The organism is Mariniflexile fucanivorans (assembly GCF_004341235.1).
In the GTDB taxonomy this organism is placed as follows: domain Bacteria; phylum Bacteroidota; class Bacteroidia; order Flavobacteriales; family Flavobacteriaceae; genus Mariniflexile; species Mariniflexile fucanivorans.
In genome coordinates this window covers 92819-107630 of the sequence record NZ_SLUP01000009.1, presented here as the reverse complement: position 1 = coordinate 107630, position 14812 = coordinate 92819, and the positions used below count along the sequence as shown (strand labels likewise).

General features: G+C 34.1%; 14 protein-coding genes and 1 tRNA gene. 2 read left to right on the top strand and 13 right to left on the bottom strand.

Features of this window, described 5'->3' with window-relative positions; genetic code table 11:
* Positions 1–4 precede the first annotated feature (4 nt).
* From EV196_RS17030 to EV196_RS16975, 13 genes are all read right to left on the bottom strand, one after another.
* The gene (locus tag EV196_RS17030; protein WP_207902871.1) at positions 5–2164 is read right to left on the bottom strand and encodes a beta-glucosidase family protein; all 2160 of its coding nucleotides are present in this window, start codon (positions 2162–2164) and stop codon (positions 5–7) included.
* A gap of 126 nt (positions 2165–2290) precedes the next feature.
* Positions 2291–3169 (bottom strand): carbohydrate kinase family protein, encoded by an 879-nt coding sequence (locus EV196_RS17025; protein ID WP_132218984.1) that lies wholly within the window; start codon positions 3167–3169, stop codon positions 2291–2293.
* Between the two features lie 75 nt (positions 3170–3244).
* The gene (locus EV196_RS17020) at positions 3245–4729 is read right to left on the bottom strand and encodes a mannitol dehydrogenase family protein (protein ID WP_132218983.1); all 1485 of its coding nucleotides are present in this window, start codon (positions 4727–4729) and stop codon (positions 3245–3247) included.
* Positions 4730–4849: 120 nt separating this feature from the next.
* Positions 4850–6343: a glycoside hydrolase family 30 protein gene (locus EV196_RS17015; protein WP_132218982.1), complete on the bottom strand. Its 1494-nt coding sequence runs from the start codon at positions 6341–6343 to the stop codon at positions 4850–4852.
* 314 nt (positions 6344–6657) lie between these two features.
* Positions 6658–6969, bottom strand: coding sequence for a DUF6730 family protein (locus tag EV196_RS17010; protein ID WP_132218981.1), 312 nt, complete (start codon positions 6967–6969; stop codon positions 6658–6660).
* Positions 6970–6985: 16 nt separating this feature from the next.
* Positions 6986–7843 carry a relaxase/mobilization nuclease domain-containing protein gene (locus EV196_RS17005; RefSeq protein WP_132218980.1) on the bottom strand — a complete coding sequence of 286 codons (858 nt, stop codon included), beginning with the start codon at positions 7841–7843 and terminating at the stop codon, positions 6986–6988.
* Between the two features lie 2 nt (positions 7844–7845).
* Entirely contained in the window at positions 7846–8358 is a 513-nt protein-coding gene (mbpA, locus tag EV196_RS20165; protein ID WP_243652265.1) for a mobilization protein MbpA, read from the bottom strand.
* Entirely contained in the window at positions 8342–9196 is an 855-nt protein-coding gene (locus EV196_RS16995; RefSeq protein WP_132218979.1) for a toprim domain-containing protein, read from the bottom strand. Before EV196_RS16995 ends, mbpA begins: the two co-directional genes overlap by 17 nt.
* Before the next feature lie 207 nt (positions 9197–9403).
* Positions 9404–10609 (bottom strand): primase-helicase family protein, encoded by a 1206-nt coding sequence (locus EV196_RS16990; protein WP_132218978.1) that lies wholly within the window; start codon positions 10607–10609, stop codon positions 9404–9406.
* Between the two features lie 67 nt (positions 10610–10676).
* Positions 10677–10964, bottom strand: coding sequence for a helix-turn-helix domain-containing protein (locus tag EV196_RS16985; RefSeq protein ID WP_132218977.1), 288 nt, complete (start codon positions 10962–10964; stop codon positions 10677–10679).
* A 350-nt stretch (positions 10965–11314) separates the two neighbouring features.
* Positions 11315–12235 (bottom strand): site-specific integrase, encoded by a 921-nt coding sequence (locus EV196_RS16980; RefSeq protein ID WP_317128026.1) that lies wholly within the window; start codon positions 12233–12235, stop codon positions 11315–11317.
* 104 nt (positions 12236–12339) lie between these two features.
* Positions 12340–12555 carry an Arm DNA-binding domain-containing protein gene (locus EV196_RS20305; RefSeq protein WP_317128025.1) on the bottom strand — a complete coding sequence of 72 codons (216 nt, stop codon included), beginning with the start codon at positions 12553–12555 and terminating at the stop codon, positions 12340–12342.
* Between the two features lie 260 nt (positions 12556–12815).
* Positions 12816–12895 (bottom strand) — tRNA-Leu (locus tag EV196_RS16975).
* 146 nt (positions 12896–13041) lie between these two features.
* Here EV196_RS16975 and EV196_RS16970 point away from each other — a divergent pair.
* Both EV196_RS16970 and EV196_RS16965 read left to right on the top strand, forming a co-directional pair.
* Positions 13042–13983, top strand: coding sequence for a ribose-phosphate pyrophosphokinase (locus tag EV196_RS16970; RefSeq protein ID WP_132218976.1), 942 nt, complete (start codon positions 13042–13044; stop codon positions 13981–13983).
* A 65-nt stretch (positions 13984–14048) separates the two neighbouring features.
* A complete protein-coding gene (locus EV196_RS16965) occupies positions 14049–14678 on the top strand; it encodes a 50S ribosomal protein L25/general stress protein Ctc (protein WP_132218975.1) in 630 nt (209 codons plus the stop codon).
* Positions 14679–14812: the final 134 nt, after the last annotated feature.

Here is a 14812-nt window from a genome sequence, read left to right as displayed (position 1 = left end):
ATTGTTATTGGACTATTTCTAGTAGACCTTTTGCTAAAATATTATTAGATGCAGATCCTACCAGTATCTCAAATTGCCCTGGCTCAACTACCCAATTTTCTGTTTTTACATCCCAAAATGCAAAATCTCTTTCCGTTAATGTAAAACGCAAAGTTTTTTCAGCTCCAGCATTTAACTGTACTTTTTGAAAGTCTTTTAACTCTTTTATTGGACGTTCCACAGAAGCTTCTATATCACGAACATATATCTGGACTATTTCCTGTCCATCCATAGTTCCTGTATTCTTAATATCAATTTCAAAATTTAAAGATGAACCTGCTTTGATGGATGATTTTTCCAACTTTAAATTACTGTATTCATACGTTGTATATGACAAGCCAAAACCAAAATTATAAAGTGGCTGAATAGCTTTGCTCTCGTACCAACGGTAACCAACAAATATGCCTTCGTTATATTTTACATCAATTATAGGGTCTATAATCCTATGATCTTCTTGCCAACCTGTATAAAGTTCTTTATCTTCAGGTATGTAATTACTACCTGGTGAATCTTTAAATGTTTTCTCTATGGTAATTGGTAATTTCCCCGATGGATTGGTAATTCCAGCCACTATTTCAGTAAAAGCTTTAAACCCAATTTGCCCAGGATACCAGCTGTAAATTAAACCTGCAATATCATCATTCCACTCCGTCATATTCATGCCACTTCCAGAGCTAACTGCTACAATAGTATTCTTGTTTAGTGACGCTATATTTTTAATAGCTTTATTAACGGTTTCTGGAAAATCAAACGATTTATCCCAGCCTTCAGAATCAAATGTACCAGCACTATATATCACGTAATCCGCATTTTTTATAATTTGATTATCTGGCTTTTCTATGTAGACAACTTTGGCTCCATACACCTCTTTTAGTGCTGCAAGCATGGTTACATTATCATACCCTTTAACTTCTGCTGCACCGCCACCACAAGGAATTTTATCTGAGTATTCTCCGGTGAGTAAAATTGAAATATCTGCAGAGTTACGAATAGGTAAAACACCGTTGTTTTTAAGAAGGACCATACTTTCACGTGCCGTTTGTAAAGCAACTTCAATATGATCGTCGAAATTTTCCAAATAGCTAGTATCTTTTATAGGACGTTCAAGAAGACCCATGGCTATTTGTGTAGTTAGGATATTGGTTACCATTCTATCGATGTCTGCTTCTTCCACTTTTCCATCTTCGAGAAGCGATTTTGCGGATGATCGTAAAAAGAATTCATCCTTATTCATATAATCAGGAAATTCAGCTCTTGGTTCCCCAGGCATATCAAGGTCCAGCCCTGATTTTATTACTTTTTCGGAATCATATACCGACCACCAATCGCTCATAACCAACCACTTAAAACCTAAATCTTCACGTAAAAGCCCTGTAATTACATCTTTGCTTTGGCCAGCATACTCGCCATTTACTAAATTATAGGAAGTCATAACAGCCATTGCACCTGCATTAACACCAGCTTCAAAAGCCGGCATATAAATTTCGTGTAAAGCTCTTTTATCAACTACTGAATTTGAGGTTCTTCTCTTGTAGTCTGTATTATTAGCTACAAAGTGTTTTAAAGTAGCCATAGTACCTGTTTCTTGCATGCCTACTACATAATTTTCTACCATACGTGCAGCTAAATATGGGTCTTCGCCAAAATATTCAAAGTTTCTACCGTTTTGAGATATTCGGTAAATGTTCATTCCTGGTCCTAACAACACTGCTATTTCACCAGCTCTACATTCTTCACCTATAGATTTTGCATATATGTTAGATAATTCTGTATTCCATGTGCTTGTTAAGGCAATAGGACTTGGAAAAGCAACCGATTTTTCAAGTTGATTAGGAAGCTCTGGACGTATATTAACACCTTGTGTGGCATCAGATAAATACAGCGCTGGTATCTTAAATTTTTCAAATCCTTTTGTGTAAAACATGTTATAACCACCTATTATTGAGATTTTCTCATCGATGGTCATCTGATTAAGGATTTCTATGGCTTGCTTTTTTGCATCGTCGTAGGCAATTGGTGGTGTAAAAGGTTTAAACATGGTTTTAGTTTTAAATTCTTGATTTACTGGTTTTGCACATGAATAAAGAACTGTACAAATTAGGATGAAATGCGCAATTCTTTTCATGAAAAATAATTTTAAAAAATGTAAATACTGCAATTAAATTTTCAGCATTAAGGTTAAATAATTATAATGTACTCGTTTAATAAGTTACCTTCTATAAGGTTAAATTTCAATTTATTACTATTAAAGTTATGTCATTATCTCTTGAATTTCTTTATCGTTAATTATTGGATTAGCGCCCTCTTTTGAAGCTACGATAGCTCCTACTGCACAGGCATAATCAAGCGCAGTAACAGCATTTGCACCAGTGAGTAGTTGATAGATTAGTGTGGCAAGAAAAGAGTCTCCAGCTCCAACAGTATCTGCCACTTTTACATTATACCCCTTGTTATAAACAAACTTATTATCTTGAAATAATACAGCACCATCAGCCCCTAATGTTACACAAATACTAGGTGTTTGGGTTTCTTTGGAAAAAAAACGAATACTTTCTTCTATAGACAGCTTCTTACCACTTATAGCTAAGGATAGTTCAATGATTTCATCATCATTAAACTTTATAAAATTAGCTTGTTTCATAAGAGTAGTAAGCGTATTCAACTCATAATGTGGAGGACGAAGATTAACATCAAAAACTTTAAAAGGAGAAGTTTTGAGTAAAGCAAACAACGTTTCTCTTGAAGTTTGCTGGCGCGCAACTAAACTACCATATATAAAAGCATCGGCAGATTTAACAATAGCTATGTCTTTTTCCAAAAGTTGAATATCGTCCCAAGCACAAGGCATTTTTATTTCATACGATGCAGATCCTGCATCATTCAGCGTTACCAATACTTCACTTGTTGCGTAATTTTGGCTAACTTGCAGATGGTCTGTTGTTGCATTATACGTTTTCATTTGTTCAACAATACCTTTACCAGCGGCATCATTCCCTATACTGCTAATTACCTTGGTTGAGCAACCGTAACTTTGCATTCTTAGTGCTAAATTAAGTGGTGCGCCTCCTAATTTTTTACCTGTAGGCAGCATATCCCAAAGCACTTCACCGTAACATACAATCTGTTTCATAATTAGTTTAATTTAGCATTCAATTTTACAATGCTATTTTTTTTGTAATACATATTTCTTATACAATTTTAGACTCTAAATCATCTCCAACATATACTTTTTAATGTTGGCATCTTTATAGATTTTCTGAACAGTTATGGCATACAACTTAGTAAATCGCTCATTTTCAATAAGATTACCAAAAATAGATTCTTGTTTTATAAAAGCTAATGGATCGGTCTCGGTTTGATTTGCCGCTTGATGAAGTTCGCTACTCATAGCATCAACAATTTCAATGGGGTGTCCGTGTTTATCAATGCTTTTATCGCTATAATAACACCACGCAGCAATTACCAATGTTGCAAATTTGATACTTCCTCCTGTTGCTAAATTCTCATGTATTGTAGCAATTAAAAATTTGGGTAATTTGGCGGCGCTTTCCATACAAATTCGGCCAACACTATCTTTAATATTCGGATTGCCAAAACGTTCCAGTAAACTATCTTTGTATTCTTCCAAATTAATGCCTTTAATGTCTCCTAAAACAGGTGTAGCTTCTGTATCCATAAAGGCACGTAAATAAGTAGCAAAGGTTTCATCTTCAATACATGCGTTAATAGTTGGATGTCCATGAAGGACTCCCAAAAGCCCTAATACCGAATGACCAGCATTAAGCAATCGCAGTTTCATTTTTTCATAAGGACCCACATCGGGTACAAATTGTACGCCTACTTTTTCGAACTCAGGTCTGCCGTTCGAAAATTTATCTTCTACTACCCATTGTATATAAGGTTCGCAGGTAACAGGCCACTCATCTTTTACACCATAAGTTTGTTCAAGAATTTCGATATCGGCTTTTGTTGTTACTGGTGTAATACGATCTACCATACTATTAGGGAAGCAGACTTCTTTAGCTATCCATTCAGCCAAATCTGCATCTTGAGCATTGGCAAAGGTAAGCAGCATCTTACGTGCCATATCGCCATTGTGTTCGATATTGTCACAAATCAAAATGGTAAAAGCAGGCAGTCCAGCATCGCGACGTCTTTTTAAGGCTGCGGTTAAAAACCCATAAACCGTTTTAGGGTCTTGCGGAATTTGCAATTCGTGCTGTATATCTGGGTTATCAAAATTGAATTCCCCTGTTGTGGAGTTAAAATTATAACCTCCCTCAGTAATCGTTAATGAAACGATTCTAGTATCGGCATTTGCCATACGAGCAATTACAGATTCTGGGTTAGCTGTACCCATTTCAAAATCTATAATCGACCCGATAACTTCGGGTTCAATTTTTCCATCTGGATGTTTGACCATCAACGTATAAAGATGGTCTTGTTTTTTGAAAATGTCATGTAAATTGCTATCTGCTTCACGTAAACCTATGCCACAGATATTCCAATCTGAGGCTTCACCAAGTTGCCGAAGTTTATGCAGGTAATAAGCTTGATGTGCTCTATGAAAACCGCCAACACCAATATGAACCATTCCAATTTTATTGTCTGATCGGTTATAGGTTGGCACGGGAATACCGCTCCCTATTTCTGATAATTTTTCTTGATTAAGTTGTATAGGAGTTTTCATAATTATGCTACTGTATTAGATTTCTGGCTATTTATATTTTAGTATGGTATGAGTTTTACTTTTTTATCAAAATATTTTATACACAACTCTTTAGAATTATGCAATCTTTATTTTAGCAGTTTATTGTTTCAAAACAATTGTTTGAATAGCATGCGGTTTTGTTTTTAACATAGCGGTTCTGGATTGCATGGTTATACTGTAATCCATGTCATTATCACTATCGTTCATAACGATTATAACAATACTTCCATCTTCGTTTTTAAACGCCGTGGTCAACAGAGGATTAACACTTGATACACTTACAATTCGTTTTGCTCCTGGACGAATAAACTTTGAGAAATGACCTATATAGTAAAATGAGTTCGTAAAAGTTAATGCTCCTGTTTCGGTATTTCCATGGACTGGGGAGAAGCAAAAATTACCAACGTGGTTTGGGCCACCTGTTTGGTCTAAAAGGATATTCCAATCGGTCCAGGCAACTGTTCCGTTATTAAAATCGTTAATCATGGATTTCCCATAGCGCTCCGCTAATTTTGGGTCGTCATTTTCTATTCTTTTTAAATCGTATTTCTCATTGCATCCTTCAGTAAAAATCAAGTTTTTATCTGGATACGTTTCTTTAACACGTTTTACGGCATCAAACATCGGGATACCGTCTTTCCAATCTTCATACCAATGGAAACCCGTGCCCCAAACATACTTTGCAGCTTCTGGGTCGTTTAAAATCGTGCTGGCTCTTTGGAATAATAAATCGCGGTTATGATCCCACACAATAATATTTTTATCGCCCAAACCTTCTTTTTCTAAAGTTGGTCCTAAATTGTTTTTTACAAAATCTCGCTCTTCTTCTGCTGTATAAATACAAGATTCCCAACGTTGAGTTGCCATCGGTTCATTTTGAATGGTTAACCCCCAAATTGGAATTCCTTCAGCCTCATAAGCTTTAATAAACTTAGCATAGTAATTGGCCCAAGTTTGATAAAATTCTGGCTTTAGCTTACCACCTTGTAGCATATTATTATTGGTTTTCATAAATGCGGGTGGACTCCATGGGCTAGCGTACATGGTTAGTTTTCCTCCTGCGGCTTCAATTGCTTTTTTGGTGAATGGAAGTCTATATGTTCTATCGTGATCGATGTTGAAGGTTTTTAATTCTGAATCGCCTTCTTCAACATAATTATAGCTTGCTGTTGAAAAATCGCAACTATGAATAGTAGTACGCCCTAAAGAATAGCCAATACCTTTTTCTTGATTATAATACGCTTCTAAAAACTTAGCTTGATTTTCTTCAGTAAGTTTGAAAAATGTTTCGGCAGCGGCATCGGTTAAAGCACCTCCAATACCTAGAAATGTTTGAAATTCTTTTGAAGCGTCTACATTAATAGCCGCATCTGTTTCTAAAGGTTGTTTGAAGTCTTCAAACTTTAAAGTACCAGTTTCAGAAAGTTTTAAGGAAGTATGATGAGCCGTAGTATATACTTTACCACTTATAGAATCCATATTAATCGATTTTTCCCTTGATAGGTTATCTATAATAGGATTATCCGTTTTGTCCGATTTACATGAATATATAAATAAGACTAGTGTTAAAAATTTTAGTAAAGGGTATCTCATAATCTATACGTTTTAAGTTTCCAAATGGTGGTTAACTATTAATTAAAGGCAATTTTAAGCTCGTAAAATAAATATCTAAAACATGGAAATGTTCAAGGTCACCAATCATTAATTATTTTTGGTTAAAATTAGTATTTTAACAAAAGGGCGAATAATACAAATCGAGCATCCAATGATAGAAATGTTGTTTTAATTCATTATTCTAACGTTGCTTGAAGGTTATGATATAAATTGGGTCAAAATTTCCCAATTTAAACTATCTCTTAAAATACTTTATTCTTTTCATAATGCCATTTAATTAATAGAAGTCCTTATTAAATAACAACTAACAAAATGGCTCCCAAACCGAACAACACTCCTATAATAAAAACCACAACCGCCCAAGTCGGATATATTTTAGCTTCATTTATCTTATCGTTAAAACGACTTTCAAAACGTTCCAACATATCCTTATAAGTGTTCATTTGTAGCTGGTGCTCTTCAATAATGGATTTGTATTCTGATACATCCATTTTGATTTTGGTTGCACTAATCTGCTCGCTGATTTTTTCCAGTTTTTCAACGCCCTTGTTAAAATCATTGATTTCATTTACTAGTAATGCTGTTAATTCTTCAAGTTTTGTCATGACTGCTTTTTTTAATTTAATATCCGATTCCTTTTTGGATTGCTTTTTTAATAATGAACTTGGTAATTTTTAAAGCTAAACTTGGTGTCAGGTCAACCACCTTACCAGCTAGTTTGATACTTATATTTTTTTCTTTTAAAATACTTTTACCTTGAATTCCTGATATCTGTTTTCCAATATTGCCAACGGACATATTTCGGTGGATTTCACTGTCCTTTAGGTTATGCCCATTGAATTCAAACCGAAAGCCCTGTAACTTGTTTTGATTGTTAATGGTTGGGATCACTTTTACGCCATTAACCTGCATCGTTTTGACATAATCATCAAAGGATTTTGGCTGAAATTGTTTCATCGTAAGATCATGCCGGCGTTTAATTTCTGATCGGATTTCCCTTAAATTAAATTCCTTTTCAAACTGGACTTGTTTTACGGTGGTAAGTCCCATCTGTTCCGCTACTTTTTCTGCTGCTTTTTGACTGCGTTTTCCAATGAAACTGTCATTATATGCGACGCCTTTAAAATCAATTCGATTGACATATAAATGGATATGTTTATGCTCTTTATCCTTGTGCACAAAAGCGATGGCTTGACGCTCACCCAATTTCATTTCCTTTATAAACCGTTTCGATATTTCTTCCAGTTTATTTTTATCCAATCGCTTGCCATCTTCTATCGTTGGACTGATAATAAATGACAAGGTGTTTTTTGTGCAGTTATAATTCTGGTCTTGGAGCATTTTGAATTCCCTGGTGAATTCATCTGGCGAATCTCCATGCAGAAATTCCTTGAATACAATTTCAGCATCCTTTTCCTGATTCCATCCGTAGCACATACAAGCTTTGGTGTGTGATATGCTTTTGCCTTTTCCTATCATTTTTAAAATTTTTTAAGATGTGTTTTAATTTCATCTGCAAGATTATAAACCGTTTCAACTAGTTTAGGATTCCGTTTTCTATACATGTTTCCAATGGCCTTAAAATTATTGTGGTACTTAATGAGCATTTTATAAAGCTGGATGTGTTCATCTGAAAAACGTTCCGTAATTTCTTGGTCAAATAAACTTCGCCGAATGTATTCGCTTAAACTCAATCCACTCCGTTTTGATTTCACTTCCAGAAGTTTCTTTTCGTAAACGGTACATCGAAACTTAACGAGGTCATCCTTCCCCTTAAACAACTCTTTTTTTTCTTTGCGACCATGGGGAGCAAACGAGAATGTGTCCACAGACACACATCTCGCATTCCTCCCCAAGACCATTTCAGTTTCAGGTGAGTTCAGTATTATATCCAACTCTATGCTATCCGAATCACTTAGTATATCGGCAGGAATCTTTACAGTCTGCTCCTTTTTGTCTATCGTTTTCAAATTAAAATCATACTCTTTTTTCATGGCACAATAGGGCGTTTAAATCGTTGTGGTTTTTATAGATGCTGCTTTGGTCTAATACATTTTTGTAGTTTTTCATTAGAAATTTTGTCGCTTGTTGTCCAGCTTTATCATTATCCAAATAGAGATGAACTAATTCGTATTTATTTATATAAGTTTCAATATCATTTATGAAGGCTATAGAATTTAATATGATGATATCCGATACTTTTATTTGCGTTTCGTTTAAAGTGACCAGAGATAATAAATCGAACATACCTTCTACTATGACTAATTCTTTGTTGTCATTTTGGATATAGGTATAGGCTTTGGGGCTGCTACTGTTTTTAAAAAACTTGTTTCGTAATTCCCACCCGTTTTTGTGATTCTTTAAACCGATGGCGAAATATTGGGCGTCTTTATATTGGTACCAAACTTCTTTGCAGTAGGTTTTGGCTGTAATTACAGAAATACCTCTGAAGCTTAAATATTGAGTTAAAGCTGGGTGTCTTATTTCTTGAACTTTTACAATTTGGATTTCTTTTTCTTTTTTACTGAAATGTTGCTGCTGTTGAAAAGAAAAACAAAATGATTCATCATTCAAAAATTTCAAAGCTTCTTGAATGGAACATTTTAAAATCTTACATACGAGATCTATTACATTACCACCCACACCTTCGCCATGGTCGTACCATCGGTTTTTGGTTTTAGAGACTTTAAAAGAGGCTTGGGTTTCTGACCTGAAAGGACTTAGAAACCAAGCTTCTTTTTCCGCTGTCCTTTTGGGAAAGTGCCCTAGTTTTTCCAGTGTCTTTATCACTGAAAAATCTCGGGCTGTTTCACAATTTATTTTTCTTTTCATGAGCCAATGTGTTTTAGGGTGTTTTTTTGATGTTTTGATGATTTCATCTGTTAAGCCTTATTATCATTACGTTTTCCCAGTCATCAATTTTTCATCGTTTCATCATTCTAGTTTTTTTAATACTTTACCCTGTCATCATTATTTTTTTTGATGACAAAATGATGAATAAATGATGACGGCTTTATCCCTTTAAAATCAACAGTTTCTTCATTCTGTCATCATTTCATCAAAATTTTGGGTTAAGAATATTTTTTCTATGGTAAAATAGCGGCCTTTGGCATCGATTAAGTTGATATCTCCATCTGTCCAAATCACGAATTTCTGATAGCTATTGGAATTGTCCTGGTTGTCCATTTTCCAATCTTTTTTGAGCAAGCGCCTAAGTTGTGTCAAATCGGTTCTTACCCGGGTCTTGTTGAGTGCCAACAAAGCATCCATCGGGCAGAGATCCACGGTTTCCAAATCAAATTTTTCAATCACACTCAATAAAATACTTGCCAGTTCCTTTTCAACTCGGTTGCGATTGTTCTGAACTAATTTTGTCAGTGCCTTGGTTTTTATTTGCTGTGCCGTAAACCACATCCTTGTTAAGTGTTTGGAGCTTAGTTTTCGGTTTGACAGATAATGCATAAAGGCAGGAATTTCTTTTACCAAGTTCTCCAGAAAATGGGTATCTTCCTTCTCTAGGATGGGCACTTTTGTAACCCAAAACCTAGTTTCATTAGAATCAATCTTTATAAAACTGTCTTCATTATTACTGCATAGAATAAACTTTCCAAAGAATTCCACTTCACGCTTGTCTTTGCCTTTGGCTTCCAATTTATTGATGTTAGTGGTGCTTAAATATTTAATACGTTCTGTTAGTTCTTCTTTGTTAAATAAAACTTCATCTATACATATTAAAAGTTTGTTGGCACAATCTGCATTAAACTGGCTACTAAAACTATCATTGGTCAAATAAGTGAGGTTGTTATCGAAGATTTCCTTAAGCCATTTTAAAAAGGTGCTTTTACCTGTGGAACGCTCTTTGGAGACCAAACATAATATAGGGAGTACTTGAATTGGTTTTAGATATAATAATTGCAAATAATCCAAGCCTAGTTCGAAGTGTTTACCAAAAATGTGTTCTACAAATTTTAAGGATTGTGAAATATCGCCTTCCTTGGGAGACTTGCCCAAAGGAGAATAGATATTGTAAAATCCCAAGTATTCTTGTTTAAAGTTCACATGGCTAGGTATACAGGTAAAGCCATCATATTTTGGGATTTTGCTTAAATGGTCTTTACCATGGTCTTGCTTAATGGTCTCCATATTCCAATGCACCAAGATTTCATTGAAGTGTCCTGCTATGGTTGGCGCTTTGACTTGTTTATAATACGACGTACCCACACGTATATATGGTATATTTTTCATAGTAATTGTTTAGCACCTTAATTGAAAATTAAGGTGTCGTTAATAAATAGTTGAATGAAAGTGTTACCTAGTTAACTTTATGGTGCATGGTATTAGCTAGAGCTTCGTCTTGGAGTTCCTGTTGTGATTGGCGCTTATTTTGAAGTAGCCATTCCACAAGCTTCTTTTTATCAAAAAAGAGCATCTTACCGTTGGGTTTTGAGTGTGGAATTTTTCCTGAAGCTGTTAGTTTATAGAGATAGCTTCTTGATATACCTGTATAGTCAGAGGCTTCATCAAATGTCAGAACCTCTTTGTTTCCTATGAGTAGTTTTTCTAAACGATCTAATCGTTCCAGTATTAAAATAGTGTTCATTTTTTCTATGTTTAAGATTAATAAAATGAACAAAAGTACTTTTGCTTTCCCTTATGGGATTATGGAAATAAAGGTATAAAATGAGGCTGTTGAAAGAAAAAAAAATCTCAATTAGTTATTCACAACTATTTGTAAAACAACAAATTAAATCATATAACATCATATGATTAGTCTTTAATTTTTTTTGATGTTACATGACATCAAAACATATCAAACTTAATGTCGGAAAATAACCGATTTGAGGTGTATTTTGAGTTATTAACAATGGAATTCGAGGATTTTGACATAGAGTAGAACTGTAAAACGCTGAAAGCATATATCTGAAAATTTTATTAAACAAAATAAATCAACTATTTACTGGATTTTTTATTTTGTTTTATTGCAGCCATTTTCAATCGCAGAGCACTCATATCATTACTTACTTTTCTATCTAATATTTTGGCGTAATGCTGTGTAGCTCTTAAAGATTTATGCCCCAGCATTTTACTTACGGATTCAATAGGCACTCCATTATTTAAAGTTACAGTTGTGGCGAATGTATGTCGCGCCAAATGAAACGTCAAGTTTTTTTGTATATTACATAAGTCAGCTATTTCTTTTAGGTAAGCATTCATTTTTTGGTTACTTAAAACTGGCAAAACTTTATTGGTACGCATTATTTCCGGATGATTAGCGTATTTATTTAAAATGGATTGTGCAACGGGTAATATGGGAATATTACTTCTGCTGTCGGTTTTTGTTCTTCTAGTTTTCACCCAATACTCACCGTCAATCCCAATAACTATATTATCCTTTGACAGTTTTTGAACATCAATATAAGCTAAACCTGTAAAGCAACAAAAAACAAAAATATCTTTCACTAAAATAAGCCTTTCCAATTTGAATTCTTTTTCAATGATATCATCAAGTTCTTTTTCAAGAAGAAATTCACGGTCAACGATTTTAAATTTTGTTTTGTAGTGTAAAAATGGGTCTTTGTTTATCCAACCATTCGTATAGGAAATACGAATAATTTTTTTTAAGTTGGAAACATATTTGAATGTGGTATTATGACTGCATTTTTCTTTAGTTTTTAAATAAAACTCAAGTGCATTGATAAATTTGATATCAACTTTCTTAAGGTAGATATCTTTTACTTTGTATTCTTTTTTGATAAAATTTGTTAAGTGATTTTTAGTAGTTTTATAACGTATTAAAGTATTAGGTGCATAGTCAATACCAATTAATTTTTCAAGTTGATCATTATGATCCTGAAATACGTCTAATAGCATCTTACTTGATTTATCTTTTCCCAGATAACGATCTCGCAGGGAAATTGCAGTTATGGTTTCCCTTTTTTCAATAAGCTGCTGTTGGCATGAAAATATTTTACTTTTTATTGAGGATATATGTCTGTTAAGATTTGAACTTCTTTCGAACTCCCTTTAGCTAAACCTGTTTCATTACTCCACCGACTAGGTTCGATTTTACGACACAAACTTAATTCGGCCCTTTGCTGATCTATAGTAATTCTTACATAAATGGGCGCTTTCCCCAAATTATCTAATTTGCTTTTTTTAATATATATTAAAAGTTTGAGCGAATGGGTCACCTTTTATACTGTTTTTTGTTATTATTTTGTTTGAAGTTACAAAAAAAAATATAAAAATTTTATTTTTTAACACATTGTAGTTCAATAATTTACGTTATAAATTATGTTAATCTGGTGACCCATTTTTTTTATTTTCAAGTGACACCGAATTAGCCCCTTTTTATATGCTATCAAATGGTTTCATTTGATACCATATAAAATGCAAAAACCTGTAAATCATATATTTACAGGTTTTTTGAATTCATTTGATACATAAAAAGTACTCAAGGCGGGAATCGAACCCGCACTCCGAAGAACCGGATTTTGAATCCGGCGCGTCTACCAATTCCGCCACTTGAGCTTCAATAGTGCAGCAAAAATATATAATTTTTCCAAATTATTCATAAAAATACTCCTCAATATACTTTTTAGGTTAAAATAAATGTATAAATTTGCACCTCGTTTAAAATAAGGCGTTCTTTTACGCTATAAAACAACAAGTTAACTATGCCAATAGTGATTACCGAAGCCAAAATTTTTGCATGTACTCAAAGTAAAGTACTTGGAGAAAAAATTGCTAAGTCATTTGGAGTAGAATTAGGTAATGTTATTACCTCTACTTATAGCGACGGTGAGTTTCAACCTTCGTACGAAGAATCTATTAGAGGCACGCGTATTTTCATCATCGGATCTACCAATCCTGGTCCTGAAAATTTAATGGAAATGTTGTTAATGATTGATGCTGCAAAACGTGCTTCGGCACGACATATCACTGCGGTATTACCTTATTTTGGATGGGCAAGACAAGATAGAAAAGATAAACCCAGAGTGCCAATTGCTGCTAAATTAGTAGCTAAAATGTTGGAAGCAGCTGGTGCGACGCGTATTATCACTATGGATTTGCATGCAGATCAAATACAGGGTTTTTTCGAAAAACCTGTCGATCATTTATTTGCATCAACCATTTTTCTGCCTTATTTACAAAGCTTGAATTTAGATAATTTAACTATTGCATCGCCAGACATGGGCGGTTCTAAAAGAGCCTACGCCTATTCAAAAGCATTAGGAAGCGATGTGGTAATATGTTATAAACAGCGTGCTAAAGCCAACATTATATCTCACATGGAATTAATTGGCGATGTTACAGGTAAAAATGTAGTATTGGTTGATGATATGGTTGATACCGCTGGAACCCTATCAAAAGCAGCAGATTTAATGATGGAACGAGGCGCATTAAGTGTTAGAGCCATTTGTACGCATCCCGTATTATCTGGTAAAGCATACGAAAATTTAAACAATTCAAAATTAGAAGAACTTATAGTTACCGATTCCATACCCGTAAAACCTTTAAGCGATAAAATTAAGGTGCTTAGTTGTGCCGATTTATTTGCCGAGGTGATGGAAAAAGTACATAATAACAAATCAATAAGTTCAAAATTTGTGATGTAACCCCTCCCATCCTAAAAGGAAAGGAGTTTAAAAAGAGTATTAATTAAATTTATATATAAACAAAAATGAAATCAATTACAATCAACGGATCTCAAAGAGAAAGCGTGGGCAAAAAAGCAACAAAAGCCTTACGTAATGCTGGTCAGGTTCCTTGCGTATTATACGGAGGAGATAAGCCAGTTCATTTTAGTGCAGAAGAATTAGCATTCTCAAATCTTGTATACACTCCTAATGCGCACACAGTTGTGATTGCTTTAGAAAATGGCGACAAATTCAACGCCATTCTACAAGACATTCAATTTCACCCAGTAACCGATAAAATTTTACACATCGATTTCTACCAATTATTCGAAGACAAAGAAATTGCTATGGATATTCCTGTAGTATTTGTTGGTAACTCACGTGGTGTTAAAAATGGTGGTGTTTTACGTAAAAACCGTCGTAGCTTACGTGTTAAAGCGTTACCAGTTAACTTGCCAGATTTTATTACTGCAGATATTACGCCGCTTAAAATTGGAAGCAAACTTTACATTACAACTTTAGAAAACGATGCGTACAAATTCTTGCATCCAGACAATACAGTAGTATGTCTTGTAAGACGTTCTAGAGCTGCAATTGTTGATGATGAAGACGAAGAAGAAGGAGCAGAAGGAGCTGAAGATGCAACACCTGCAGCAGAAGCAACTCAAGAATAAATAATATTCTAGATTAAATATTAAAAGCATTCTGATTAATTCTGGATGCTTTTTTATTTTTACAAAAACGAAGTAAACTGTTAAATATTAGTATTTAAACCCGTTTAGTTTTATCAAGTTTTAAAAGGATGCCA